Source organism: Methylobacterium sp. JK268 (assembly GCF_054052225.1).
This window is the reverse complement of sequence record NZ_JBSVZN010000011.1, coordinates 15,612-40,879: the sequence shown is the minus strand read 5'-3', so window position 1 is coordinate 40,879 and position 25,268 is coordinate 15,612. Positions and strand designations below refer to the sequence as shown.

Annotated in this window: 30 protein-coding genes; 18 read left to right on the top strand and 12 right to left on the bottom strand. The window is 71.2% G+C overall.

The window, feature by feature from the left end; translation table 11 throughout:
* Positions 1-197 precede the first annotated feature (197 nt).
* The 5 genes from ACW9J6_RS13670 to ACW9J6_RS13650 form a co-directional block, all read right to left on the bottom strand.
* A complete protein-coding gene (locus ACW9J6_RS13670; protein ID WP_457117026.1) occupies positions 198-1,421 on the bottom strand; it encodes a GGDEF domain-containing protein in 1,224 nt (407 codons plus the stop codon).
* Positions 1,422-1,563: 142 nt separating this feature from the next.
* Entirely contained in the window at positions 1,564-2,316 is a 753-nt protein-coding gene (locus ACW9J6_RS13665; protein ID WP_457117025.1) for an IS6 family transposase, read from the bottom strand.
* 127 nt (positions 2,317-2,443) lie between these two features.
* Positions 2,444-2,728: a hypothetical protein gene (locus ACW9J6_RS13660; protein WP_457117024.1), complete on the bottom strand. Its 285-nt coding sequence runs from the start codon at positions 2,726-2,728 to the stop codon at positions 2,444-2,446.
* 547 nt (positions 2,729-3,275) lie between these two features.
* Positions 3,276-3,638 (bottom strand): CsbD family protein, encoded by a 363-nt coding sequence (locus ACW9J6_RS13655; RefSeq protein WP_457117023.1) that lies wholly within the window; start codon positions 3,636-3,638, stop codon positions 3,276-3,278.
* 9 nt (positions 3,639-3,647) lie between these two features.
* Positions 3,648-3,809, bottom strand: coding sequence for a DUF3309 family protein (locus ACW9J6_RS13650; protein WP_457117022.1), 162 nt, complete (start codon positions 3,807-3,809; stop codon positions 3,648-3,650).
* A 227-nt stretch (positions 3,810-4,036) separates the two neighbouring features.
* Between ACW9J6_RS13650 and ACW9J6_RS13645 the strand changes: the two genes are divergently transcribed.
* From ACW9J6_RS13645 to ACW9J6_RS13630, 4 genes are all read left to right on the top strand, one after another.
* Complete coding sequence (locus ACW9J6_RS13645; RefSeq protein WP_457117021.1) at positions 4,037-4,246, top strand: hypothetical protein; 210 nt, start codon at positions 4,037-4,039, stop codon at positions 4,244-4,246.
* Between the two features lie 78 nt (positions 4,247-4,324).
* Entirely contained in the window at positions 4,325-4,708 is a 384-nt protein-coding gene (locus tag ACW9J6_RS13640) for a hypothetical protein (protein WP_457117020.1), read from the top strand.
* 52 nt (positions 4,709-4,760) lie between these two features.
* The gene (locus ACW9J6_RS13635) at positions 4,761-5,210 is read left to right on the top strand and encodes a hypothetical protein (RefSeq protein WP_457117019.1); all 450 of its coding nucleotides are present in this window, start codon (positions 4,761-4,763) and stop codon (positions 5,208-5,210) included.
* 10 nt (positions 5,211-5,220) lie between these two features.
* Positions 5,221-5,409, top strand: a complete 189-nt coding sequence (locus ACW9J6_RS13630; RefSeq protein ID WP_457117018.1) for a hypothetical protein — start codon at positions 5,221-5,223, stop codon at positions 5,407-5,409.
* Between the two features lie 326 nt (positions 5,410-5,735).
* Here ACW9J6_RS13630 and ACW9J6_RS13625 read toward each other — a convergent pair whose 3' ends face one another.
* From ACW9J6_RS13625 to msuE, 3 genes are read right to left on the bottom strand one after another with little or no spacing between them, the layout of a single operon-like run.
* Positions 5,736-6,560 (bottom strand): ATP-binding cassette domain-containing protein, encoded by an 825-nt coding sequence (locus ACW9J6_RS13625; RefSeq protein WP_457117017.1) that lies wholly within the window; start codon positions 6,558-6,560, stop codon positions 5,736-5,738.
* 25 nt (positions 6,561-6,585) lie between these two features.
* Entirely contained in the window at positions 6,586-7,374 is a 789-nt protein-coding gene (gene ssuC, locus ACW9J6_RS13620; RefSeq protein WP_457117016.1) for an aliphatic sulfonate ABC transporter permease SsuC, read from the bottom strand.
* A 58-nt stretch (positions 7,375-7,432) separates the two neighbouring features.
* Entirely contained in the window at positions 7,433-8,017 is a 585-nt protein-coding gene (gene msuE / locus ACW9J6_RS13615; protein ID WP_457117015.1) for an FMN reductase, read from the bottom strand.
* Positions 8,018-8,590: 573 nt separating this feature from the next.
* Here msuE and sfnG point away from each other — a divergent pair.
* The 3 genes from sfnG to ACW9J6_RS13600 all read left to right on the top strand — a co-directional run bounded on the left by sfnG (position 8,591) and on the right by ACW9J6_RS13600 (position 12,655).
* Complete coding sequence (gene sfnG, locus ACW9J6_RS13610) at positions 8,591-9,706, top strand: dimethylsulfone monooxygenase SfnG (RefSeq protein WP_457117014.1); 1,116 nt, start codon at positions 8,591-8,593, stop codon at positions 9,704-9,706.
* An 11-nt stretch (positions 9,707-9,717) separates the two neighbouring features.
* Positions 9,718-10,974 carry an SfnB family sulfur acquisition oxidoreductase gene (locus tag ACW9J6_RS13605; RefSeq protein WP_457117013.1) on the top strand — a complete coding sequence of 419 codons (1,257 nt, stop codon included), beginning with the start codon at positions 9,718-9,720 and terminating at the stop codon, positions 10,972-10,974.
* Positions 10,975-11,860: 886 nt separating this feature from the next.
* A complete protein-coding gene (locus ACW9J6_RS13600; protein ID WP_457117012.1) occupies positions 11,861-12,655 on the top strand; it encodes a DUF2189 domain-containing protein in 795 nt (264 codons plus the stop codon).
* Here ACW9J6_RS13600 and ACW9J6_RS13595 read toward each other — a convergent pair.
* Complete coding sequence (locus ACW9J6_RS13595; protein WP_457117011.1) at positions 12,628-13,872, bottom strand: serine hydrolase domain-containing protein; 1,245 nt, start codon at positions 13,870-13,872, stop codon at positions 12,628-12,630. The two genes, ACW9J6_RS13600 and ACW9J6_RS13595, sit on opposite strands and share 28 nt — an antisense overlap.
* 125 nt (positions 13,873-13,997) lie before the next feature.
* Here ACW9J6_RS13595 and ACW9J6_RS13590 point away from each other — a divergent pair, with 125 nt between their 5' ends.
* The 6 genes from ACW9J6_RS13590 to ACW9J6_RS13565 all read left to right on the top strand — a co-directional run bounded on the left by ACW9J6_RS13590 (position 13,998) and on the right by ACW9J6_RS13565 (position 19,260).
* Entirely contained in the window at positions 13,998-14,954 is a 957-nt protein-coding gene (locus ACW9J6_RS13590) for an NAD(P)H-dependent flavin oxidoreductase (RefSeq protein ID WP_457117010.1), read from the top strand.
* A gap of 105 nt (positions 14,955-15,059) precedes the next feature.
* On the top strand, positions 15,060-15,293 hold the full coding sequence (locus ACW9J6_RS13585; RefSeq protein ID WP_457117197.1) for a type II toxin-antitoxin system RelE family toxin: 234 nt from the start codon (positions 15,060-15,062) through the stop codon (positions 15,291-15,293).
* A gap of 12 nt (positions 15,294-15,305) precedes the next feature.
* Positions 15,306-15,722, top strand: coding sequence for a helix-turn-helix domain-containing protein (locus ACW9J6_RS13580; RefSeq protein WP_457117009.1), 417 nt, complete (start codon positions 15,306-15,308; stop codon positions 15,720-15,722).
* Between the two features lie 344 nt (positions 15,723-16,066).
* Positions 16,067-16,897, top strand: a complete 831-nt coding sequence (locus tag ACW9J6_RS13575; protein ID WP_457117008.1) for a dienelactone hydrolase family protein — start codon at positions 16,067-16,069, stop codon at positions 16,895-16,897.
* Positions 16,898-16,970: 73 nt separating this feature from the next.
* A complete protein-coding gene (locus ACW9J6_RS13570; RefSeq protein WP_457117007.1) occupies positions 16,971-18,209 on the top strand; it encodes a Zn-dependent hydrolase in 1,239 nt (412 codons plus the stop codon).
* 67 nt (positions 18,210-18,276) lie between these two features.
* On the top strand, positions 18,277-19,260 hold the full coding sequence (locus tag ACW9J6_RS13565; protein ID WP_457117006.1) for an MBL fold metallo-hydrolase: 984 nt from the start codon (positions 18,277-18,279) through the stop codon (positions 19,258-19,260).
* A gap of 4 nt (positions 19,261-19,264) precedes the next feature.
* Here the strand turns inward: ACW9J6_RS13565 and cutA are convergent, their stop codons facing one another.
* Positions 19,265-19,585: a divalent-cation tolerance protein CutA gene (cutA, locus tag ACW9J6_RS13560; RefSeq protein WP_457117005.1), complete on the bottom strand. Its 321-nt coding sequence runs from the start codon at positions 19,583-19,585 to the stop codon at positions 19,265-19,267.
* Positions 19,586-19,667: 82 nt separating this feature from the next.
* Between cutA and ACW9J6_RS13555 the strand changes: the two genes are divergently transcribed.
* The gene (locus ACW9J6_RS13555) at positions 19,668-20,438 is read left to right on the top strand and encodes an NAD kinase (RefSeq protein WP_457117004.1); all 771 of its coding nucleotides are present in this window, start codon (positions 19,668-19,670) and stop codon (positions 20,436-20,438) included.
* Positions 20,439-20,474: 36 nt separating this feature from the next.
* Here ACW9J6_RS13555 and ACW9J6_RS13550 read toward each other — a convergent pair whose 3' ends face one another.
* The gene (locus tag ACW9J6_RS13550) at positions 20,475-20,894 is read right to left on the bottom strand and encodes a hypothetical protein (protein ID WP_457117003.1); all 420 of its coding nucleotides are present in this window, start codon (positions 20,892-20,894) and stop codon (positions 20,475-20,477) included.
* Positions 20,895-21,254: 360 nt separating this feature from the next.
* Between ACW9J6_RS13550 and ACW9J6_RS13545 the strand changes: the two genes are divergently transcribed.
* From ACW9J6_RS13545 to ACW9J6_RS13530, 4 genes are read left to right on the top strand one after another with little or no spacing between them, the layout of a single operon-like run.
* A complete protein-coding gene (locus ACW9J6_RS13545) occupies positions 21,255-22,058 on the top strand; it encodes a MetQ/NlpA family ABC transporter substrate-binding protein (RefSeq protein ID WP_457117002.1) in 804 nt (267 codons plus the stop codon).
* Between the two features lie 58 nt (positions 22,059-22,116).
* Entirely contained in the window at positions 22,117-22,920 is an 804-nt protein-coding gene (locus ACW9J6_RS13540; protein ID WP_457117001.1) for an ABC transporter substrate-binding protein, read from the top strand.
* Between the two features lie 12 nt (positions 22,921-22,932).
* Positions 22,933-23,676, top strand: coding sequence for an amino acid ABC transporter permease (locus ACW9J6_RS13535; protein ID WP_457117000.1), 744 nt, complete (start codon positions 22,933-22,935; stop codon positions 23,674-23,676).
* Positions 23,673-24,362: an amino acid ABC transporter permease gene (locus ACW9J6_RS13530; RefSeq protein ID WP_457116999.1), complete on the top strand. Its 690-nt coding sequence runs from the start codon at positions 23,673-23,675 to the stop codon at positions 24,360-24,362. The genes ACW9J6_RS13535 and ACW9J6_RS13530 overlap by 4 nt, the downstream gene beginning before the upstream one ends.
* Here the strand turns inward: ACW9J6_RS13530 and tpiA are convergent.
* Entirely contained in the window at positions 24,353-25,111 is a 759-nt protein-coding gene (gene tpiA / locus ACW9J6_RS13525; RefSeq protein WP_457116998.1) for a triose-phosphate isomerase, read from the bottom strand. The two genes, ACW9J6_RS13530 and tpiA, sit on opposite strands and share 10 nt — an antisense overlap.
* Positions 25,112-25,268: the final 157 nt, after the last annotated feature.

The following is a 25,268-nucleotide window of genomic DNA, read 5'->3' as shown; positions in this document are numbered from 1 at the left end:
GGCGCCCGTGCGATGCCCTTAGGCATGAGCGCTGCCGATTCGCCCTCCCCTTCCGTCCTCGATTGGTCCCGCAGCCTCGCCAGCCTGTCGCCCGGCCAAGCGCCCTGCCCCGGCTTCCGGCCTGAGGATTGGGCGACGACCCTGGACAACTGCCGCCGCTTTGTGAACGAGTTCGGCTATGCAGGCCGATTTGCAGATTACACGAATGCCACTTCAATCTGCTGATCCGCCTTACTCACAATCTGACAAAGCCGCGAAAAGTTGTCGGCTTCTATCATGAGCTTAAACGTCTCAGGGACCCCGGCGGTGCTGGCGATCTTCAGCCCGGCGCCCTCTTCGGACAAGCTACGCACCGTACAGTCAATCGACGAGCGGCCGCTGTTGAACGAAACCCGGCCGGCTTTAAGCACCCGGCGTCGGACACTTTGCCGGACAGTTTCGACCGGCAGCCATTCCATGCACCGGTTGCGGCCGTCCTGTTTGGCGGCATAGAGCGCCGAATCCGCCCTCTGCAAGAGCGCATCGATATCACCCACGCTCGCGTCGAGTGCGGCCACGCCGAAGCTCGCCGTGACCTTGATCGAGTCGCGGGCAGTCGGGATCAGCCGCTGCGCGATGGCCGAGCGCAGCTTCTCAGCCACCTTCATTGCGGACAGCAAACCCGTGTGCGGCAGCAGAACCGCGAACTCCTCTCCTCCGACGCGGCCGAACGCATCGGACTTGCGCAGCTCCTGACGGCAGGCATCAGCAGCGGCGGCCAGCACCCGGTCACCGACGGCGTGGCCGTGCTGATCGTTCACGGCCTTGAAGCGGTCGAGGTCGAACATCATGCAGCTGAGGTCGTGCCGATACCGCACCGCCAGCGCTAGGGCGCGGGAGAACTCGTCCCGGAAAGCACGGCGGGACAGGGCACCGGTCAGCCCGTCCGTCATGGCAAGGAGCCGCAGTTCCATCTCGCTCATGACGATGCGCGCGAGATCGGCAAGCGTGTCCAGATGCTCAGCCGGGAAGCTACGCGGTTGAGTGTCCATCGCGCAGAGCGTCCCGATGCTGTGCCCCTCGGGGGTGCGCAGGGGAACGCCCGCGTAGAACCGGATATGCGGCTCGCCCAGGACGAATGGATTGGCGGCGAAGCGCGCGTCAGCCAGCGTGTCCGGCACTACGAGCGGGCGAGCCTCGCGGACGGCGAAGTTGCAGAGCGCCGGCTCCTTCGATGTCTCACAAGCGGCGAGGCCCTGCCGTGACTTGAACCATTGGCGGTGCCCGTCAATGAGAGTGATCGTCGACATTGGCACATCGAACATGCGCCTCGTCAGGCGCGTGATGCGGTCGAAAGCCTCCTCGGAGGGCGTATCGAGGATGTCGTAGCGATCGAGCGACGCAAGCCGCTCCTGCTCGTGAATGTGATCCTCAGAGCGCATTCGCCGATCCTGGGTCTGGTGGATCTCACGACCGAGCGCTAAACCACGTTGCTTTCGGAATCATTTCCTATGGTCTGGCCGGCGCGATGGGCGTGTCGCAAACCCGGCTGTAGGCCGCAGAAGGACGTCTGCCATCCCACTTTCATGCTTTGTTCGCAGCGGGCAGGCCAAAGCAGCAGGCGAGCAGTCGTTTCTGCTCCCGCACTGACCAGGCACCCGCGAACCCGAAGCCCTTGCGTCGCCACTGCATGGCCTCGAAGCCCTGGATGGTGCGCCGAGCCGTGTGCAAGGAGCGGAGCCCGCCCACCCGCGGCATCGCCCGTTTCACCCGGAAGTGGTCGCTCTCGATCCCTTGCTGCAGGTGCTTGGTGGCGTAGTGGATGGGCGGGCGCGGCAGCAGGCCCTCCTTGCGGCTCTCGGCAATCGCGGGCGGGTACGGGCCAGCGCCGTCGATGCCGATGCGGTCCGGCGCGAGGAGTGGCTCGGCCGAGAGCATTTTGCGGAAGAAGCGCTTGGCGGCATCGAGATCGCGGTTGGCCGTGAGCAGGAAGTCGATCGCCTCACCGTGCTTGTCGATGGCCCGGTACAGGTCGCGCCACCGACCCCGAACCCGGAGGTAGGTCTCATCCACGCGCACGGAGCCGCAGTGCGGCTTGCGGAACCGGCGCAGGCGCCGCTCGATGGCGGGCGCGTAGGCGAGGACCCAGCGGTTGATGGTGGGGTGGTCGACCTCCATGCCCCTCTCCAGGAGCATCTCCTCAATGTCGCGGTCGCTGAGGGCGTAGCGCAGGTACCAGGAAACCGCCTGCACGATCAGGGTGGTCTCGGAGTGCCGGCGCCGGAAGTCGCCTTCGGCCTCTCTTTTCAGCTTGAGAGCGAGAGCGTTGAGGATCATGGGCCGGCTCCGAGACGGAGGCGGCAAGCTGGGCAGGTATGGCTAACGACCCGTGAACGGCGGCCCATCCAAGTTTGCGACAGGAACCCGCGCGCTCCTCACCGCCGACCGTTGTCGGCGGGACGGTCTATCGCAGGAGCGGATCCGGCTGATAATCCTTGCGCAACCGCTGAATCTGGTCCTCCGTCAGCGCGTAAGCGGCCGTGACGTCGGCGAGAGCGCCCGAGAAGATCCTCAGGCGATTGCGGGCGACTCTCAGGATGTTCTCCCCGCCGTAGACGCCGTACGGGACGGGAACGACGAGACGGCCGCTGACATCCTCACCAAACAGAGCGAACGTGACGTCCCAGTACTCAGGGGCTCCCGACGGGCGACAATGCATGTTGGCAACGCCAACCGACGCTGACCGCATCGTGACCTCCCAAGAGAGTGGCGCATCGGGTCGCCACAACCTTAGACATGTATTGTCCGACCGAGAACCTCGCCGGCTCTCCTATCCAATCAGACGTCACCATGGCAGTCAAGAAGTGTCACCGCAGGCCGAGTCTGGGCCGACATGCAATCGAGCCCCTGAATAAACCAGTTGATATAAACCGACCCCTCTTCGCGGCTCTAGCCCTCGCCGGGTTCGATCTTGCCGCGATTGACGCCGTAAAGGGATCCATCGCCGATGGGCGGGCGTCTCCACGCGCGGGACTGGGGCGGGAGGGCTGCGCGTCCGGACCCGCCACGGGTCGTCGCCGGCCGCGCGGTCGGAACGGAACAGCGCCGGACGTGGGCGTGTGGGACGGATCGCGTCGACGGCCGGACAGGCAGTCGCATGCCTCAGATGGTCGATCGGATCGTCTTCGCCATGATGCGTCCGCCGCCGACCCCGTTGTGCGGGGACTGGCGCCGGAACCGCTGAGCCCGAGGCCGGGCCGCGCCGCTCGTCGCGGGCGGCTCCGGCCCGGCCCGCCTCACGATCGGCTGTGGATCAGGTAGCCGAGCAGGTAGCCCACCGCGACGGCGCCCAGCAGGGCCCCGAGGGGCGCGGCCTCGGTGTAGGGCCTGACGGCCTCGTTGCTCCTCCGGTAGACGTCGTCGGCGGGCGGGATCCGCTCGCGGCCCTGTCGGAGCGCCTCCTGCGCGAGGCCGCCGGCCTGATCGGCCAGCCGGCTCGCCGCATCCTTCGCCTGCCCCACCAGGGACTCGGCGGTGCCGCGCGCCTCCCGCAGCGCCCCTTCCGCGCGGGTCTTCGCGTCCCCGGTGAGGTCCCCGACCGCACCCTGGACCTGACCCGCAACCTTGTTGACCTCACCGGTCACGCGCTTCTCGTCCATCGCGCCCTCCTAAATCCGTCCCATGACGACGAGGATGATGACGATCACCAGGAGCAGGCCCACGCCCCCGCCCGGGGCGTAGCCCCAGCCCCGATTGTACGGCAGCCCGAGCGGCAGGACGCCGAGCAGAGCCAAGATGAGAATAATGAGGATAATCGTTCCAAGGCTCATGAGGACCTCCCCCCGGATGATCGAGCGAGACAGGAACTGCCTTCGATTACTGAAGTTCCGCGTCGAATGTCGGTGCGCCGGAATCCCTCGCGGCCGAGGCGCGCGGGCGCATGGCACCGATGCTCCCCGCGGCCGAGGTCGCACCCGGCGCCGCCTCTCGCGTTCTGGGACAGCGGGCCCGTCCGGGGCGATGCCGCGCGGCGGCAGGCGGGGGAGTGTCGGAGCCAGTGTCCGGGGAACGCTTTCTGCGGGAGGCCGAGGCCGCCCGCGATCGGCTGCTCAATCATCGCCGCCGGCTCTGCCGCCTGATCATGCAGGCCGGCTACACCGACATGCCGCTCGGACGGCTCGGCCTGATCCAGCGGGACCTGGAGGCGATCGAGGCCGCGATCGTGGATGAGCGGCGGCGGCTCTCGGAGGATCCGGGCCGCGGCTGACCGGGCCGCCCGCGGCGCGGCGGGGGATTGCGATCGGTCCGGGGGAGCGCATCCTGCCTCGGCCGCCAGGAGGGTGTCATGCGGGTTCTGCTGGTCGGGTACGATCCCGACATCGTCGATTTCTCGGATCCGGCGCTGTCCCCCGGGCTCGACGCCGCCAAGATCCGCGCCGGTATCGCGCTCGCCGTCGCGCAACTGCGTGAGCGCGGCTGGGAGGCGGATCACTGCCTCGTCCGGCCCGACGCCGCGGCGGCGGAGGCGGTCGCGCGCCGTCTCGGGGCCGCCGCCTACGACTGCGTCGTGATCGGCGCCGGGATCCGCCAATGGTCCCGCCACGTCGCGGTGTTCGAGGCCATCGTCGCGGCGATCCGCAGGAGCGCGCCCGGGGCCGCGATCGCCTTCAACACCCGTCCGGAGGACAGCGCCGACGCGGTAGCGCGGTGCCTGATCCCACCCCGCTGAGGCCGGGCGCCGCGGCAAGCCTCGCACCAGCCCTCCCGGCTAGACCGGGACCATGGGTGCCGCTCTCGCTCTCCCTCGCCGCCGGACCGCTCCGCCCGCTTGGCTGGAGGGGCTGGCCTCGCTCTCGCCCCACCGCCTCCCCTGCCCGGGTTTCCGGGACGAGGAATGGGCCACGACCCTGGCCCATGCCCGCCGCTTCGTGGACGAGTTCGGCGCGGAGGCCGACCGGCTCGGCTGGGACACGCTCACGCTGTTCGGGGTGCATCCCGAGGCCGGCACCATCCGGGGCGACTGGTGCGGGGTGCTGATGCCCTGCTCCTACCCCGTCCACGCGATCAACGCCTTCCACCTCAGGAAGCACGTCTGGACCTCGTACCGGCTGAAGCCGGGGCGCGGGCGGGGCGTCCCGGTCTGGGCCTTCGGGCGCGAGGCCCCGCGGCACGATGGCGTCGCGCCGAACTCCGGCACCCGCGCGGGCTTGTCCCCGGCGGCACGAGCCTGAGGAGACGCGCATGACCGAGACCCGCAAGCCGATCAACCCGCTCGAGCGCGAGGAGGCCGTCGGCATCCGGGATGGCAGCGACCATCGCGGCGAGCCCGCCACGCCGGGCCGCCACGGCACCGGGGTCGCGCCCGCCCCGACCGCCCCGCCTCCGGCGGGCGGGACGGGATCCGCGCCCATCCGCCGGGACCGGGGCTGACGCCGCCTGACAGAAACCGGTTCGCATGGGCGTCAGGTCGCGAACTGGGTACCACCTCCCTGTTCCGGGCGCATGCAGCGTCAGCGGAATGCGATCCGGAATCCGGCGCAGGACTCCGCGAAGCGACTGCTTTCAGCAAAGGTGCTGCAAAGCGGACGCTTCGCAATGTCGTGCGCTGGTTCCCGAATCTCCTTCCGCTGACGCTGATCGCGTCTGGAAAAGGGGGAGCCCGTCACGAAGCGGGTGTCTCCTGGTCTCCTTCGCCAGGGTCGGCTGCGCCGGTGCCCGACTGAGACGGCACCCGCTTCGATCAAGCGGATCCCGACTTAGGCCCCCTGCCCTTCCCCGAGCAGGTGCTCCAGGATCCGCCCCTCCAGGGACGCGAGGGCCGGATCGCCCCGCCGCCGCGGGCGCGGCACCTCCACGGCGAGGTCGAGGGCGACGCGGCCCTCCTCCACCACCAGGATCCGGTCCGCGAGCGCCACCGCCTCCGCCACGTCGTGGGTGACGAGCAGGGCCGTGAAACCCTGCTGGCGCCAGATCCGCTCGATGAGATCCTGCATGCCGATGCGGGTGAGCGCGTCGAGGGCGCCCAGGGGCTCGTCGAGGGCGAGGAGCCCCGGCCGGCTGACGAGCGCCCGCGCCAGCGCCACCCGCTGCCGCTGGCCGCCCGACAGGGTCGCGGGCCACGCGCCGGCCTTGTCCGCCAGCCCGACCTCGGCGAGGGCGGCCGCGGCGCGGTCCCGGCGCTCGGCCCGGCTGCCCTCCTCGCCGAGGCCCACGGCGACGTTGTCGACCACCCGCGCCCAGGGCAGCAGGCGCGGCTCCTGGAACATGATCCGGCGCGGAGGGCGGGCCTCCCGTCCGGGCGCGGTCAAGGCGACCTCCCCGGCGCTCGGCGCCTCCAGCCCGAGCACGAGGCGCAGCAGCGTGCTCTTGCCGCAGCCCGAGCGGCCGACCACGGCGACGAACTGGCCGGCCGGGATCGTGAGGTCGAGTCCGTGCAGGACCGGCCGCCCGTCGAAGGACTTGGCGAGACCCGACAGGCGGAGGCCGAGGCCCGTGGCGGACGGGCGCGGGTCGGCGGGAAATCGCGGATTCGCCGGCGAGAGGGCGGCCTCGTCGAAGCGGCGCAGGGCGGTGGCGGTCATGGGCGCTCGTCGCGTGGGGGGCGGATCAGGCGGCCCGGTAGGCCGGGTTCCAGGACAGGCAGAGCCGTTCGAGCTGGCGCGTCAGCAGGTCCGCGACCTTGCCGAGCACCGCGTAGATCAGGATCGCCAGCACCACGACGTCGACCAGCATGAACTCGCGGGCCTGCATCGCCATGTAGCCGAGCCCCGAGGAGGCCGAGATCGTCTCGGCGACGATCAGCGTCAGCCACATGATGCCGAGGGCGTAGCGCAGGCCCACGAAGATCGACGGCAGCGCGCCGGGCAGCACGACCCGCAGGAACAGGCTGACGGGCGAGAGGCCGTAGACCCGGCCCATCTCGATCAGCTGCGGATCGACCGAGCGGATCCCGTGCAGCGTGTTGGCGTAGATCGGGAAGAAGACGCCGAGCGCCACCAGGAACAGCTTCGCCTCCTCGCCGATCCCGAACCACAGGATGACCAGCGGGATCAGCGACAGGTGGGGCACGTTGCGGATCATCTGCACGGTGGTGTCGGTGAGTCGGTCGGAGAGCCGCGACAGCCCGTTGGCGAGGCCGAGCGCGAAGCCGATGCCGCCCCCGACCAGGAAGCCGCTCGCCGCGCGCAGGAAGCTCACCCAGAGGTTGGTCCAGAGCTCGCCCGTGGCACCGAGACGCCAGCCCGCCGCGACGACGTCGAAGGGCGCCGGCATGAACCGGGTCGAGACGAGGCCGAGCGAACTCGCCGCCTGCCAGCCGGCCACGATCAGGGCCGGGAGCAGCCAGGGCGCGAATCGGGCGGAGGTGCGGGCGAGGAGCGTGCGGGGCTGCGTCATGCGGGGCCTGGGGCTTTGGGCGGGGACAGGGCCGGGACGGGAGCGGCGCGTCGGACGATCACCGGGAGGCCCCGGCGGCCCGGGCGGCCGGTCCCTGCGCGGCGGCGGCGCCGTGAGCGAGGAGCGCCGCGAGTTGCGCCGCCGCGTCGCCCACCCGCGCACGGATCGCCGGTTCGACCAGGGCGCCGTCCCGGAAATCCGGGTCCGAGGCGTAGACGGCGGTGGGGACGGCGAGCGCCGAAAAGAAGCCGAAGAGCGGCCGGAAGGAATGTTCGACGACGAGCGCGTGACGCGGCCCGCCCCCGGTCGCCGCGATGGCGACCGGCTTGTTCGCCAGCGCCGCCGGATCGACGAAGTCGAAGACGTGCTTGAACAGGCCCGTATAGGCGCCCTTGTAGACCGGGGAGCCGACGATCAGCGCGTCGGCGGCCTCGATCTCCTCGACGATCCGGCGGGCCGGCAGCGAGAGCTGGTCGCGCGACCACGCGGCGCCGAGTGCGGGCCCGGCATCGACCACGTCGTAGAGCCGGATCTCGACGGGCAGGCGGGCCGCCGTCTCCTCGGCGATCGCCTCGACGAGGGCGCGGGTCTTCGAGGGGCGCTGCAGGTTGGCGCTGAAGCCGATGAGTTTCGGTCGCGTCATCAGGAGGTTCCGCTGGTGAGGGGGCGGTTCGCGCCCCGGGCCGCCCACCCGGAGACGAAGGTCGTGAACGGACGCCGATGCTCCGCCAGAACCCGGCCGGGGTCAATGAAATGTCCCTTTAAAAGAACGATGGTTTGGAGTTGATCCTGCCCGTACTGCCGAATTCGATGGAATAAAATTCTCGCAAGTCCGTCCCTCAACCGAGGATCCCACGATCTCCGGGCCGTGGCGGACCGCCGGGTTCGCGGGCGCGGCCGGATTCCACCTCGTTCTCTTTACCGAACGGTCCGGTGCAGGATTCGACCTTTCGGGGAGGCGAAGGCGGCTTCTTCTCCCCGATCCCGCCGGGCGCAACAGGATGATCCCCGGGAGGCCCGAAAAAAGCACGTCGTTTCCTTTGACGCCGGCCGTGCGGCTGGGGGAGGCTTGTCCCAGCGGAATGCGCGGCATGGCCCGCGCAGCCGCGTGGTCCCGGCGCGGTCCGCCCCCGCCCGGCGCCTCACCGTCAGCACCGATCTCTCCCCGGCGCGCAGGCCGTCCGGCCCGCCGCCCCGAACCGCAGGTCAGCGACCGATGACGCATGCCACCGATCCCGGCGCCGCCGACGCGCCGGTCCGCTTCGCCTACTGGGTTCCGAACGTGTCCGGCGGCCTGGTGATCAGCAAGATCCCGCAGCGCACGGGCTGGGACATCGACTACAACCGGCGCCTCGCCCAGCTCGCGGAGGCGGCCGGGTTTGACTACGCCCTCACGCAGATCCGCTTCACGGCGGGCTACGGGGCCGAGTACCAGCACGAATCGGTCGCCTTCAGCCACGCGCTGCTCGCGGCGACCTCCCGCCTCAAGGTGATCGCGGCCCTGCTGCCGGGGCCCTGGAACCCGACGCTGGCCGCCAAGCAGCTGGCCACGATCAGCCAGCTCACGGGCGGGCGCATCGCCGTCAACGTGGTGAGCGGCTGGTTCCGCGGCGAGTTCGCGGCGATCGGCGAGCCCTGGCTCGACCACGACGAGCGCTACCGCCGCTCGGAGGAATTCATCCGCGCCCTGCGGGGCATCTGGACCCAGGACAACTTCACCTTCCGGGGCGATTTCTACCGCTACACGAACTACACGCTGAAGCCGAAGCCCGCCGATCCCCAGCCCGAGATCTTCCAGGGCGGCTCCTCGCGGGCGGCCCGCGACATGGCGGCCCGGGTCTCCGACTGGTACTTCACGAACGGCAACACGCCGGACGGCATCGCCCGGCAGGTCGCGGATATCCGCCAGAAGGCCGCCGCCGAGGGCCATCGGGTCAGGATCGGCGTCAACGCCTTCGCGATCGTCCGCGAGACGGAGGCGGAGGCGAGGGCCGTCCTGCAGGAGATCATCGACCACGCCGATCCGGAGGCCGTGAACGCCTTCGGCCATGAGGTGAAGAATGCCGGCCAGGCCTCGCCCGAGCGCGAGGGCAACTGGGCCAAGTCCAGCTTCGAGGACCTCGTCCAGTACAACGACGGCTTCCGCACCAACCTGATCGGCACGCCCGACCAGGTCGCCGAGCGCATCGTCGCCCTGAAGGAGGTTGGGGTCGATCTCGTGCTGCTGGGCTTCCTGCACTTCCAGGAGGAGGTGAAGGCCTTCGGCGAGCAGGTCGTGCCGCGGGTGCGGGCCCTCGAAGCCGCCCGCGCCCGGCGCGCCGTCGCGGCCTGAGGGAGGATGCCATGACGATCGCCGTGAACCCGTCGGACCTCGACACCGCCCGCGCCCGCGCCGTGAAGGGCCCGCCCCGGCCGTCCGCGCCCGCCCACGTCATCGCGGACGACGCGGAGGCGCTCCGGGTCGCCGAGGCCCTGGCCGCGCGGTTCCGCCCCGGCGCCTCGGAGCGCGACCGGGCGAGCCTGCGCCCGCTCGACGAACTCGACGCCTTCTCGCAGAGCGGCCTGTGGTCGATCAACGTGCCGCGCCAGTATGGCGGGCCCGAGGTGTCCTACCGGACGCTCGCCCGGGTCATCGCGCTGATCTCGGCGGCCGATCCCGCGATCGGCCAGATCGCCCAGAACCACCTCGGCATCGTGGCGGCGATCCGCACCGTCTCGGATCCCGACCAGCAGGCGCTGCTCTTCGGCGAGGTGCTGCGCGGCACCCGCTTCGGGAACGCCTTCTCGGAGCGGGGCACCAAGCGCGCGGCCGAGTTCGCCACCCGCTTCACCGATCGGGGCGACCACGTCGTGGTGCGGGGGCAGAAATTCTACGCGACGGGCGCGCTCCTCGCCCACCGCGTGCCGATCGTCGCCCTCGATGACCAGGACCGGGCCTGGTACGCGATCGCGGACCGCGACGCGCCCGGGCTGACCGTGATCGACGACTGGTCGAGCTTCGGGCAGCGGGGCACCGCGAGCGGCACGGTGCTGATCGAGGACGTGCGCGTGGAGAAGAGCCACCTCGTGCCGGCCTGGCGGGGCTACGAGCGGCCGAGCGCCGATGGGGCGATCTTCCAGATCATCCAGGCGGCGGTGGATGCCGGCATCGCCCGCGAGGCCCTGGACGAGACGGTGGCCTTCGTGCGGGAGAAGGCGCGGCCCTGGATCGACAGCGGCCAGGAGCGCGCCGCGGACGATCCCTACACGATCCGGGCGGTGGGCGACCTGACCATCCGCCTGCACGCGGCCGAAGCCCTCCTCGACCGGGCGGGCCTCGCGATCGACGCCGCGGTGGCGGCGCCGGACGCGGAGAGCGTGGCGGCGGCCCAGCTCGCCACCGCGGAGGCGAAGGTGCTGACGACCGAGGTGGCGCTCGCGGCGACGAACACCCTGTTCGAACTCGGCGGCACCCGCTCGACCCTCGCCGAGCACAACCTCGACCGCCATTGGCGCAACGCCCGCACCCACACGCTGCACGATCCGGTGCGCTGGAAGGTGGCGATCGTCGGCAACCACGCCTTGAACGGGGTGAAGCCGCCCTTCCACGCCTGGAGCTGAGGGCGGCGGGCGTGCCCTCCCCCGCGCGGCTGGGCTGTCAGGGACAATCGCACGCCCTTTCCGATGTGCTTTAATCCTGAAGAAGCGCCAGTTGAACAACACTGACGCCATTCCGGATCGCGCGGGATCCCCTCTCCCGAGTGGGAGAGGGGTAGACGTTTCAGCAAGCAGACTGAACCGTTGAGCTGCTAGCGGCACGGTCCAGTCATCTTGCTGAACCCGAGCCACCCTCACGCGGGATCTTCGATCCCCCGGCCCCTCTCCCGAGTGGGCTGGCGGATTCACAGAACGCGAAAAGTGCAAACGGAGCAGAGGTTTACATCTACATACGACGGTTCCCAGGTGTGGCGCGGGGAACCCCTCTCCCGTGCGGGAGAGGGGCAGGGGTGAGGGTCCAGGTGGTTCAGCAAGAATTCTGACGTGTCCCGCTGCCAGCACGACCGTCTTCGCTTGATGACGGCACGGTCCGGGACCCTCACCCCTACCCCTCTCCCGCACGGGAGAGGGGATCCCGCGGGTCTCCTCGGTTCGGTTTAAGCGACTGCGAAAGAAAGGCTTTTTCACGCCAATAGGCGAAGTGTGAACACGCTAGCCCACTCGGGAGAGCGGAGAAGCGCCTCACATTTTCCCCGGACAACCGTGCCCGCAGAGGGGGGAGGGTCGGCGGCGGGCGGGTGATCGAGACAACGTGATCGCCGCGCCTGCCACCCGCCTCCGCGCACCCCCCTTGGTCCCGACCCGCCCGCGGGATTAGGCTCCGGGGATCCGGCCCATCCCGGGTCCGGCCCCGTGACGGACCAATCTCGGCGCGCACGATGCCCTGACGACCAGCACTCCGATCCCGGCCGTCGGCCGTCGCGCGCAGCTCCTGTGCGGAGGACTTGCGATGACGGTGTCTTCAGCGTTCCTGCCCGGCTACGCCACGCACGGCCCCGCCGTGCACCGGATCGACGCGGCCGACCTGCGGGTGGCCCTCGCCAAGGGCTGGGCCGACTTCCTCGACAACCCGACCCACATCCTGTTCATCGTGATGATCTACCCGATCGCCGGGGCGATCATCGCCGCGGCGACCTTCGAGAGCGACCTGCTGCCGCTGCTCTTCCCCCTCGCCTCGGGCTTCGCGCTGCTCGGGCCCTTCGCGGCGATCGGCCTCTACGAAATCAGCCGGCGGCGGGAACGCGGCGAACCCAGCGACTGGCTGCAGGCCTACGCGCCCCTCACCCGCCGCTCCCCGCGGGCGATCCTGGCGGTCGGGCTCGTCCTGGCGGCGATCTTCCTCGCCTGGCTCGCGGTCGCGATGGGGCTCTACCACGCCCTCTATGACGGGACGCGCTTCGAGACCGTCGGCGCCTTTGTCTCCGACGTACTCACCACCCCGCGGGGCTGGGCGCTGATCCTCGTCGGCAACCTCGCGGGAGCGGCCTTCTCGCTCCTGGCGCTCGCGGTCAGTGCCGTATCGATCCCGCTCCTCGTCGACCGCGACACCGACGCGGGCACTGCCATCGAGACCTCCATGGCCCTGATGCGCGAGAACCCGCGCACCATGGTCCTGTGGGGGCTGATCGTGGCGGCGCTCCTCGTGCTCGGCATGGCGGGCCTCTTCGTCGGCCTCGCCGTGGTGCTGCCGGTGCTCGGCCACGCCACCTGGCACCTCTACCGCCGGGCGGTCAGTCCCGCCTGATCGATCAGCGCCGCGTAGGTCAGCACGCGCAGCTCGCGCCGGATCGGCAGCGCCGAGGAGGGCATGAGCTGCGTGAGCAGGATCACGAACATCTCCTCGGCCGGGTCGATCCAGAAGGCCGTCGAGGCGGCGCCGCCCCAGGCGACCTCGCCCGGCGTGCCGAGGATCTGCGCCTTGGCCGGGTCGAGCATCACCGAGAAGCCGAGCCCGAAGCCGATCCCGCTGTAGCTCGATTCCGAGAAGCGCGGCTGGCCCATATCGGCGAGGTCGCCGCGCAGGTGGTTGGTGGTCATCAGGTCGACCGCCTTGCGGCCGAGGAGCCGCACCCCGTCGAGTTCGCCCCGGTTCAGGATGAAGCGGCAGAACCGCGCGTAGTCGGCCGCCGTCGAGACGAGCCCGCCCCCGCCCGAGGGCACGATCCGCGGCCGCGCGTAGCGGCCCTCCAGCGCGTCGTCGATGAGGGTCAGGCGCCCGCCCTCGCCGTAGGCGTAGTTCGAGGCGAAGCGGGCGAGCTTCTCCGCCGGCACGTGGAAATCCGTGTCGACCATGCCGAGCGGGCGGATGATCCGATCGCGCAGGAAGGCGTCGAAGGGCTGCCCCGACACCACCGCCACGAGGTGGCCGAGGACGTCCGTGCCGATCGAGTAGTTCCACTCGGCCCCGGGCTGGGACAGGAGCGGCAGCGCGGCGGCCTTCGCCACCACGTCGGCGAGCGAGGTCTCCGCGGTCTGGAAGTCGACGCCCCCGTCCCGGTACATCGCGTCGACCAGGGTCGATTCCATGAAGCCGTAGCTGAGCCCCGAGGTGTGGGTGAGGAGGTCGCGGATGGTGATGTCGCGCTCGGCTGGCACGCTCTCCCACGTCCGGCGGCTGCCGCCGGTGAGCACCCGCATGTCGCGGAATTCCGGCAGGAAGCGCGTGACCGGATCGTCGAGCTGGAAGCGCCCCTCCTCGTAGAGCATCATCACCGCCACCGAGGTGAGCGGCTTCGTCATCGAGTAGATGCGCACGATGGTGTCCTCGCGCATCGGGCGGTTGCGCGCGAGGTCGCAGAGGCCGTGCGCCCGCGAGAAGGCCACCTCCCCGCGCCGCGCCACCGTGACCGAGAGACCGGCGAGCCTGCCGGCCTCGACGTAGCGGCGCATCCAGCCGTCGATGCGCTCCAGGCGCTCCGCGCACAGGCCGACCGTCTCGGGGCGGGGGGAGGAATCGGGCACGGGGGGCTTCCTGTCTGAGGGCTGTCCGGCGGTTCTAGCCCGCCCCGGCCGGCAGCGTCACCGGTCGATTGACCGCGCCCCGCCCGGGTGCGAAGCCTGACCGATCACGCTCCGGAACCGTCCCGATGGCACTTCCCGACCGCCTCGCCGGCGCCCTGGCCCTGCCGGTGGTGGCCTCCCCGATGTTCATCGTCTCGGGGCCGGACCTCGTGATCGCGCAGTGCCTGGGGGGCATCGTCGGCTCCTTCCCGGCGCTCAATGCCCGGCCCAAGGAGGCCCTGGACGCGTGGCTGACGCAGATCGAGGGGGCACTCGCGGCGGCGCGGGAGGCCGATCCCGGCCGGATCGTGGCGCCCTACGCGGTGAACCAGATCGTCCACGCCTCGAACGACCGCCTGGAGCACGATCTGGAGGTCTGCGCCCGGCACCGGGTGCCGATCATCATCACCTCCCTGCGCGCGCCGGACGCGGTCGTCGCGGCGGTGCATGGCTGGGGCGGCCTCGTCTTCCACGACGTGACGACCCTGCGCCACGCCGAGAAGGCCCTGGAGGCCGGGGTGGACGGGCTGATCCTGGTCTGCGCCGGGGCCGGGGGGCATGCCGGCGCCCTCAGTCCCTTCGCCCTCGTCGGCGAGGTGCGCCGGTTCTACGACGGGCCGCTGATCCTCTCGGGCGCCATCACGACCGGCGCGGCGATCCTGGCCGCCCAGGCGATGGGGGCCGACCTCGCCTATATGGGCACGCGCTTCATCGCCACCGCGGAGGCGAATGCGGCGCCGGCCTACAAGGACATGATCGTCGGCGCGAGCGCGGCGGACGTGGTCTACACCCCCTACTTCACCGGCGTGCCCGGCAACTACCTCAAGCCCAGCATCGCGGCGGCCGGCCTCGACCCCGAGGCGCTGCCGCATGCCGACAAGACCCGGATGGATTTCGGCTCCGGCCGCACCAAGGCCTGGCGCGACATCTGGGGGGCGGGCCAGGGGGTTGGCACGATCGGCGACGTGTCGCCGGCCGGCGAGGTGATCGTGCGGCTGAAGCGGGAATACGCGGCGGCGCGGGAGAGGTTGCTGGGGCGGTAGGACGCGCGTCTTGATGTGAGATGACGTGATGAGCGGGGTCTGTCGAAAGTTCGGTCGAGAGCCGCGGCTGTGCGGCAGGCCCGATGACGGGCCGCTAGGAAGACGATCGGCTACACGCCGGCCGCCCGCAGGAGCCTCGCGAAGCTGCCGGAGAGCGTGCGCGACCAGCTTCGCGCCAAGCTGCGGCGCTACGCCGAGACGGGTGCCGGGGACGTGAAAGCGCTCGCGGGTCGGACCGGCCGGCGTCTACGCAGCGGGGACTATCGGGTGATCTTCGAAGAGTCGGACGATGCGATCGAAGTCGTTGCGCTCGGTCACCGGCGCGACATTTATGCGTGAGGATGACACCGCATGGCGATCCAGTTCATCACGGCCGAGAATGGCGAGGAGTTCGTCGTGGTTCCCCGACAGGATTACGAGGCCCTGCGCGCCGAGTCCGACTCGCTGCGCGCGCGGCTCGCCGACGAGGAGGCCGAGGATCGCATCACGGCCCGGATCCTCGACCGGCACAGGGCCGACAAGGCGGCCGGCCGGGCGGTGCTGCTGCCCGACTGGCTGGTCGACGCCACGCTCGATGGCATCTCGCCGGTTGCAGCGATCCGCGACCATGTCGGCCTGAGCGAGCAGCAGCTGCGCGATGCGAGTGGCCTTGCCGCGATCGAACTGGACGAGATCGAGCGTGGGACGAAACGCGCAAGTGCGGAGACGAAGAGCAAGCTCGCCCGGGCTCTCGGCTGTGATATCGCGTGGCTTGAGGAAATTGAATAATAGATTAATTTTCTGGTATATCGCCGAAAATTAAGCAAAATAGCGAGGTAATTTATATATTATTCATTGATGGCCTCGGGGGTGTAAGGTCGAATAATTCTTGAGGTCCAGGGATTGGTTTTTGTTTCAGCCGGATGCCTGTGTGCCGATCTCCGCCATTTCAATGCGAGCACCCGAGGTAGAGGGTGCGCGCCGGTCCTGACACTCCGAAAGTCTCGGAACCTGCACAGCATGCGACCGCGCTCCGTCGTCCACAGGTCCGTGCGGCACCGGATTTGAGCCCCGGCGAGGCACGGTTCATGCTCCCCGAAGGGAAAGAGCCGAATCCCCGCCCGGAGGACGCGATGAGACCGCTGCGCAGCCTGCTCCTCGTCCTCGGCGCGCTCGCCGCCACGGCCGCGCGGGCCGAACCGACGGCCGTTGCGTTCCCGGGACCGGACGGCGTCACGCTCCGCGGAGAGCTCTACCGGCCGGCCGGGTCCGGCCCCTTCCCGGCCGTGGTGGCCCTGCATGGCTGCGGCGGGCTCACCGACCGCTCGGGCGGGCTCAACCCCCGCCACGCCGATTGGGGCGAGCGGCTCGCCGCTCTCGGCTACCTGGTCCTGTTCCCCGACAGTTTCGGCTCGCGCGGCCTCGGGCCGCAATGCGGGGTGACGGCGCGGGAGGTCCGGCCGGGGCGCGAGCGCGTGCGCGACGCCTACGCGGCCAAGGCCTACCTGCAGGGCCGGCCCGACGTGTCGACGCGCGCCGTCTCCCTGCTCGGCTGGTCGAATGGCGGCTCGACCGTGCTCTACGCCGCCCGCGCCGGCGCCGCGGCCCAGGATGACGGTCCGCCCTTCGCGAAGGCGGTCGCCTTCTACCCGGGATGCCGGTCCCCGCAGGAGCGCGGCTGGCGCGGTGGGCTTCCGCTGCTGATCCTGGTGGGCGGCGCCGACGACTGGACCGGTCCGGGACCGTGCGAGACCCTGGCCGGGGAGGCCCGGGCGCGGGGCGAACCCGCCGACATCGTCGTCTATCCGGGCGCGTACCACGATTTCGACCATCCCGACCTCGCGCTGCGGGAGCGGCGCGGCCTCGCCTACACGGTCAACCACGACGGCATCGCCCATGTGGGCACGGACCCGGCGGCGCGGGCCGACGCGCTGAAGCGGGTGCCGGCCTTCCTGGCGCGGTAGGGTGCGCGCCGCGCTTGCGACTCCGGCACGCCCCTCGCATGCTCGCGGCGACCACGACGATGGGCGAGGCGGCATGGCGACGAATCTCTCGGTGAACGGCTCCCGGCTCTGGGAGACGCTGATGGTCTCGGCCGGGATCGGCACCGGGCCGCGCGGGGGCCTGCGGCGCCTCACCCTCACCGAGCCCGACCGGGTGATGCGCGATCAGCTCAAGGCCTGGGCGCAGGCGGAGGGCTACGGCCTCGCGGTCGACCGGCTCGGCAGCATGTTTCTGCGCCGCCCCGGCACCGAGCCGGACCTGCCGCCGGTGCTGATCGGCAGCCACCTCGACACGCAATGGGCCGGCGGGCGCTTCGACGGCATCCTGGGCGTGCTCGCCGGGCTCGAGGTGTTGCGCACCCTCGACGACCTCGGCGTCGCGACGAAGCGCAGCATCGAGGTCGTGAACTGGACGAACGAGGAGGGCGCGCGCTTCTCCCCGCCGATGCTCTGCTCCCTCGCCTGGTCCGGCCAGCAGACGCCCGAATGGGTGGAGGGGCGCGTCGACCGCGACGGCCTCCGCTTCGGGGATGCGCTGGCGGGGATCGGCTATCGCGGCCCCGAGCCGGTCGGCGGGCGGGCGATCGACGCCTATTTCGAGCTCCACATCGAGCAGGCGCCGGCCCTCGACCGGGCGGGCGTGCCGGTCGGCATCGTGACCGGCGGCTACCCGAGCTGCGGGATGCGCATCGCCGTCGAGGGCGAGACCGCCCATACGGGCCCGACCCCGATGGCCGAGCGCCACAACGCGCTGATCGGCGCCGCCATGGTAGCGGTGGCGGTCAACGACATCGGCTGGGCGCACGCGGAGGCGGACGGCAAGGCGACGGCCGCCCGCCTCGACCTGGTGCCGAACCTGCCCGGCACGCTCTCGGAATACGCCGAGCTCTTCGTCGACATGCGCGCCCCGGAGGTCGAGCGGCTGGAGGTCATGAAGGCGGCGCTGCGGGCCGCCCTCCCCGACTGCGCGGAACGCTCGCGCACCGGGATCCGAATCGCCGAGGAGTGGGGCTTCGGGGTCTTCGGCTTCGACCCCGGGCTGATCGCCCTGCTGCGCGAGACGGCGCAGCGCCTCGCCATTCCGACCCTCGACCTGCGCTCGCAGGCCGGCCACGACGCCTACCACGTCGCCCGGGTGGCGCCCGCCTGCATGATCTTCACGCCCTGCAAGGGCGGCATCACCCACAACGAGGCCGAGGACGTCGACCTCGATGCGACGCTGCCGGGCGTCAACCTCCTCCTCCACGCGGCCCTCGCCCGCGCCAACCGGTGATGCGCTTGACGGGGGCCGGTCGCGCCTTAGCTGCCGGGCGGGTCCACCGCATCCGGGATGGAGAGCCATGTCGATGACCCGCCGCACCCTCCTCGCCGCCGGTCCCGCCGCGGCCGCCAGCGCCGCCGGACCCGGGAGCGGGGCCGCCGCGGGGGCGCCCGAGGCTCCGCCCAGCCCGAAGGCTCTCCCCGGGATCTACCGCTACGGGATCGGCGAGGCGTCGGTCACGGCCCTCCACGAGGGCGGGGTCGCCCGGCCGATCGACGCGTCCTTCGTGCGCAACGCTCCCCTCGAGGGGGTGCAGGCTGCCCTGGAGCGGGCCTTCCTGCCCAAGGACCAGCTGCCCATCACCTTCACGCCGCTCCTCCTCGACCTCGGCGGCAAGCGGGTGCTGATCGACACCGGCTTCGGCGATGCCGGCCCGCCCTCCACCGGCGGCCTGCTGCGGGGGCTCGCGGCGCTCGGCCTGCAGCCCGCGCAGATCGACGCGGTGGTGATCAGCCACTTCCACCCCGACCACATCATCGGCCTGCGCCGCCAGGACGGCAGCCTCACCTACCCGAACGCGCAGGTGCTGGTGCCGGAGCCCGAGGCCGGCTTCTGGCTGCACGAGGATCGCCGCGCGAACCCGCCCGAGGCACTCAAGCCGACCCTGGCGGTGGTGCAGAAGGTGTTCGAGCCGAAGGACATCCGGGTCGAGCGCTACGCCTGGGGCAAGGAGGTGCTGCCCGGCCTCACGGCGGTCGACGCGCGGGGGCACACGCCCGGCCACACGTCCTTCGTGCTGCATTCGGGCGACAGCCGGCTCGCGGTGATGTCGGACGTGACCAACCACCCGGCCCTGTTCGTGCGCAACCCCGACTGGTCCGCCGTCTTCGACATGGACGCCGACCAGGCCCGGGCCACCCGCCACCGCATGCTGGAGATGGCGGCCGCCGAGCGGCTGCCGGTCGCCTTCTACCACGCGCCCTTCCCGGCGGTCGGCCATATCGCCAGGGCCGGCGCGGGCTACGAGCTGGTGCCCGCCCAGTGGGGCGTCGGCCCGACCTGACGCCTCACCCGCCGGTCTCGGCGAGCAGCCAGGCCAGCGTGTCGGCATCGGCGCCGGACGGCGTCAGGTGGAGGAGGATCGGCGTCTCGTAGGGGTGGCGGGCCTTGAGCGCGGCGCCGAGCGCCTCCGCCAGCCCCTCCCGGCTCTTCACGAACGCCACCACCTCCTGCCCGCGCTCCACCGCGCCCTTCCAGGCATAGACCGAGCGCATTCCGGGCAGGACGTTGACGCAGGCCGCGAGCCGCTCGCGCACCAGCGCCTCCCCGACCGCCAGCGCGGTCTCCTCGTCCGGAAAGGTCGTGTAGACGAGCAACGGGCGCTCCATGCTATGCGTCTCCCGATGACGGCGATGGCCGGTCCCGAGTGAGCGGGCCGCGGCCCGCCGCGTCAAGCGGGGCGGAACGGTCATGGCGCGGCGCTTCAACCGGATGGCCTTCATCGCCAGCCCCACGGCGGACTCCCGCGAGGCCGCCGCCCTGCTGATGCAGCGCTACGACCACGTGGCGCCGGAGGAGGCGGACGTGGTGGTGGGGCTCGGGGGCGACGGGCTGATGCTCCAGGCCCTCCACCGCTTCATGGGCACCGGCAAGCCGATCTACGGGATGAACCGCGGCACGGTCGGCTTCCTGATGAACGAGTTCCACCTCGACGACCTGCCCGACCGTCTGGAGCAGGCGGAGCGCAGCGTCGTCCACCCGCTCCTGATGGTGGTGACGGACGTGCTCGGCCTCACCCACACGGCGCGGGCGGTCAACGAGGTCTACATGCTCCGCCAGACCCACCAGACCGCGAAGCTGAAGATCTCCATCGACGGGCAGGTGCGCCTGCCCGAACTCATCGCCGACGGCGTGCTCGCGGCCACCCCGGTGGGCTCGACGGCCTACAATTTCTCGGTGGGCGGCCCGATCCTGCCGATCTCGGCCCAGCTCATCGCGCTCACGCCGATCTCGGCCTTCCGGCCGCGGCGCCAGGGCAGCGTGCTGCTCCCGAACCACGCCCGCATCCGCATCGAGGTCAAGGATCCGGAATACCGCCCGGTCTCGGCGGTGGCCGACCACACCGAGTTCCGGCGCGTGGCCCGCGTCGACACCCAGCTCGACCGCTCCACCGACCTCGTGATGCTGCACGATCCCGGCCACAGCCTGGACGAGCGCATCCTGCGCGAGCAGTTCGGGTGAGCGGGCGTCCCGGACCCGCCGGCGCGGTCCCGCGCCTCACAACCCTCGGACGAACCGGGTGAGCGTGTCGTCCGCGGCGCGGACCCGCTCGGCCACGCGCTCGCGCACGCAGACCCGCACCGTCATGTCGGCCCAGAACAGGCCCTGACGCTTCATCTCCCGGCATTCCAGGATCGGCGGCCCGTAGATCCCGGCGGCGATGAAGAGCAGCGCACCCAGCACCTCCGCGAAGGCCCGCAGGCCCGGGGGCCAGGGCGACGCGGGCCGTTCCTCGCGCCGCAGGGGCCGCGCGTCGAGGAGCCGCGGGACCTCCCGCCGTCCGGCGAACCGCCCGTCCTCGTCCGGCTCGACCACCCAGTCGACCGCGTCCGGCCGCAGGGCGGTGAGCGCGGTCGGCCCGGAGGGCGGCCGGTGGGACGACGGCCCGGAGGACGAGGGGATGCGATCCAACACCATGATGCGGGACTCCCGATTTGGCACAGGGACCATGGTCATGCCCCAACGTCAGAGAATCCCGCGCCAGTCGGAACGGATCCTTTACCACGGTGCCGTCTCCCGGCTCGGGCGTTCCGTCGCCGTCGCGATCCGCCATCGTCCTCGGAAGATGAGAAGGACATCGTGCACATCGGCCGCCCGTGAGAGTCATCATTCTCCATTGTCTCTCAAATACGAAACCGATTGCTGTTGACGGACTGCGATTGCGCGACGATCATTCTCATGTGTTCTGAATATTCATGAGGATGGCGGCGAAGACTGGCCGCTCGACATCCTCGCCTCCGTCATCCTGACGCGCCGTGCCCCATCCGAGGTCGATCCATGTTGCCTGTCTTCGCCCGACGAACCCTCCTCGCCCTCGCGGGTCTCGCGCTGCTGGCCGGTCCCGCCGCGGCGGACCCGCTGCGGATCGTGGCCTCCCCGGTCCCGCACGCGGAGATCCTGTCCTTCGTGAAGGACAAGCTCGCCCCGGACCTCGACATCCGGATCATCGAGATCTCGGGCGACATCCGGCCCAACGCCTTGGTGCGCGACGGCGACGCGGACGCGAACTTCTTCCAGCACACGCCCTACCTGCGCAGCGAGGAGACGCAGCTCGGGACGCGCTTCGCCGTGACGGCGGCGACCCACATCGAGCCGCTCGGCCTGTACTCGAACAAGGTGAAGAGCCTCGCGGACGTGCCGGTCGGCGCCACGGTGTCGGTGCCGAACAACGTCACGAATCTGAGCCGCGCCCTCGCCCTGCTCCAGGCGAACGGGCTGATCCGGCTGAAGCCCGGCCTCGGCGAGGGCCAGTTCGCGACGCCCGCCGACATCGCCGACAACCCGAAGAAACTCGCCATCGTGCAGGTCGCGCCGCCGCAATTGCCGCGCTCCCTCGACGACGTCGCGCTCGCCGTGATCAACGGCAACTACGCCCTCGAGGCGGGGCTCACCCCGGCCAAGGACGCCCTCGCCCTCGAGAAGGCCGAGGGCAACCCCTACGCCAACATCTTCGTCACGACGGAGCGGCTCGCCGCCGACCCGCGGGTGCAGCGCCTCTCCGCGCTCCTCACCTCGCCCGAGGTCGCGGCCTTCATCCGCGAGAAATACCGCGGCTCGGTGATCCCGGTCCACGGAGGTTGACGACCCCATCCCGGCCGCGGGCCGCGCGCCCGCGGCGCCCTCACCAACGGAGACATCCTTGCGTCGCTTCCTCGCCCTCGTCCTCGCGACCTTCCTCAGTGCCGGGGCCGCCCAGGCGGACCGTCTCGACGACATCAAGAAGGCCGGCGTCCTGCGGGTCGCGGCCTTCGACGGCAACCCGCCCTTCGGCGTCGTCGATCCCGCCACCAAGCAGGTCGTTGGCCTCGACGTCGACTACGCCAAGGCCATTGCCGACGCGATCGGCGTGAAGCTGGAGCTGCGCCCCACCAACCCGGCGAACCGCATTCCGCTCCTCACCTCCGGCAAGGTCGACCTCGTCCTGGCGAACTTCACCATCACGGAGGAGCGCGCCAAGCAGCTCGACTTCAGCATCCCGTACTTCGCGTCCGGGCAGCAATTCCTGGCCCGGAAGGGGACCTTGTCCTCGCCCGAACAGCTGAACGGGCTGCGCATCGGGGCCGACAAGGGCACCACCAACGAGATCGTGCTGCGCCGCGACTACCCGAAGGCGACCGTCGTGGCCTTCGACGACACGCCCTTCGCCTTCGCGGCCCTGCGCAACGGCAACGTTCAGGCGATCACCCAGGACGGCCCGAAGCTCGTCGGCCTGCTGGCGAAGGTGCCGGACCGCGAGAACTACGAGATCCCGGCCTTCAGCATCTCGAACGACTATATCGGCGTCGGCATCCCGAAGGGCGAGGCGGCCCTCGTGGAGGTGGTCAACCGGACCCTCCGGGACCTGGAGGCGAGCGGCCAAGCGGCAGCGATCTACGACCGCTGGTTCGGGCCGCAGACGACGCAGCCCCTGCCGCGGCTGTTCAAGATCGGCGACCGGACCTGAGGCTCCGCCAGGATGGGTGTCCTCGGCGAGCCGCTGGCGCCGCACTACCTCCTCTGGTTGCTGCAGGGCTTCGGGGTGACCCTGGCCCTGTCGGCGGCCGTCTGCCTCGCCGGGACGGCGCTCGGCCTCGGGGTCTGCGTCCTGCAGGTCGCGCCGAGCCGGCTCCTGCGCGGGGCGGCCGCGGCCTTCGTGAGCGCCGTGCGCAACACCCCGCTGCTGGTGCAGCTGTTCTTCTGGTATTTCGGCGCCGCCGCCCTGCTGCCCTCCGGCCTGACGGCCTGGCTGAACGCGCCGCACGCCCTCGACTTGCCGCTCGACTTGCCGCCCGGCGCGCTGCACTGGCCCGCCTTCGAGACGCTCGCCGGGTTCTTCGGCCTGACGCTCTACGCCGCCGCCTACATCGCGCAGGAATGCCGCGCCGGCCTCAACGCCGTGCGCCCCGCCCAGCGCGAGGCCGCCCTGGCGCTCGGCCTCACGCCGCTCCAGGCCTTCCGGCACGTCGTCCTGCCGCAGGGCCTGCGCATCGCCTGGCTGCCGGTGGTCGGCCAGTACCTCAACACGATCAAGAACACCTCCCTGACCATGACCATCGGCCTCGCCGAACTCTCCTACGCCTCGCGGCAGGTGGAGACCGAGACCTTCCTGACCTTCCAGGCCTTCGGCATCGCGACCCTGCTCTACGTCGCGGCGGTGGCGGCAGTGGAGGCGGCGGGCCACGCCCTGGCGGCACGCCCCCGGCAGGCCGCCCGCCGATGAACCTCGCGGTCGTCACCGATCATCTCGACTACCTGCTGGTCGGGGCGTGGCCCGACGGGCCTTTGGGCGGGCTGGCGCTGACGCTCTGGCTCACGCTCCTCTCCGGCCTCGCCTCCGGCGGGCTCGGCCTCGGCCTCGGCATCGCGCTCGCCATGAGCGGGGGCGCGGCGCGCCGGGCGCTGGTGGCGGTGCTCGGCCTGCTGCGCGCCGTCCCGGTGCTGATGCTGATCTTCTGGAGCTACTTCCTGCTGCCGATCCTGCTCGGGATCGCCGTCCCGGAGATCGGCACCGTGGCAACCGCCCTGGCGCTCGTGGGCGGCGCCTACCTGTCCTACGCGGTGGCGGCCGGGATCGGCAGCATCCCGGACGGCCAGTGGCAGGCGGGCCTCGCCCTCGGGCTCGGCCGCTGGGAGGTGCTGCGGCTCGTGGTCCTGCCCCAGGCCCTGCGGGCGATGGCGCCGTCCTTCGTCAACCAGTGGACCGCCCTGATCAAGGACACCTCGCTCGCCTACGTGATCGGCGTGCCGGAACTCTCCTTCGTCGCCGCGCAGGTGAACAACCGGGCCATGGTCTACCCGGCCGAGATCTTCCTGTTCGTGGGCGCGGTCTACTGGAGCCTCTGCGCGCTCCTCGACCGGCTGGCCACGGCCCTGGCGCGGGGCCGGCGGCGGGCCGCTCAGGCGTAGGCGGCGGCGATCCCGAGGAAATCCTCCGCCTTGAGGCTCGCCCCGCCGACCAGCGCCCCGTCGACGTCCGGGACCGCCATCAGCTCGGCGGCGTTCGACGGCTTCACCGAACCGCCGTAGAGGATCCGCATCCGGGCGCCCTCGTCCCCGAGCCGCCCGGTCAGCTCCCGGCGGATCAGCCCGTGCACCTCCGCCACGTCGGCGGGCGTCGGGGTGAGCCCGGTGCCGATCGCCCAGACCGGCTCGTAGGCGATCACCGTGTCGGCGGCGCGGGCGCCCTCGGGCAGCGAGCCGGCGAGCTGGCCGCGCACCACGTCGAGGGTGCGGCCGGCTTCCCGCTCCGCGCGGGTCTCGCCCAGGCAGATGATCGCGACGAGCCCGGCGCGATGCGCCCCCCGCGCCTTGTCGCGCACCTCGGCGTCCGTCTCGTGCTGGTCGGCGCGCCGCTCCGAGTGGCCGACGATCGCGTGGGTGGCGCCGAGATCGGCCAGCATCTCGGCCGCGATGCAGCCCGTATGCGCGCCGCTCGGCGCCGCGTGCACGTCCTGCCCGCCGATCCGCACGGGCGAGCCGGCGGCGGCCTCCGCGAAGGCGTCGATCAGCGTGGCGGGCGGGCAGATCAGCACGTCGATGCGGGCGGCGAGGTCCGGCGACAGCCCGGCGATCACCGCCTCCAGGACGGAGCGGGAGGCCCGCGTGCCGTTCATCTTCCAGTTCCCCGCCACCAGCGGCCGCGGTCGCTCGCCCATGCGCTCCCCTCCAGGTTGATGCGTAGCCGGTAACAGAGGCCCCCTCCCACCGCAAACCGCGCCGGCGCCCGGACTTTGCGCAGAGGCGCGGATGGGCTATCGCGGGCCCTTCGGAAGGGGCGGTGCGCGGGGCGCGCGGCCGCCGGCTCGTCGAGGA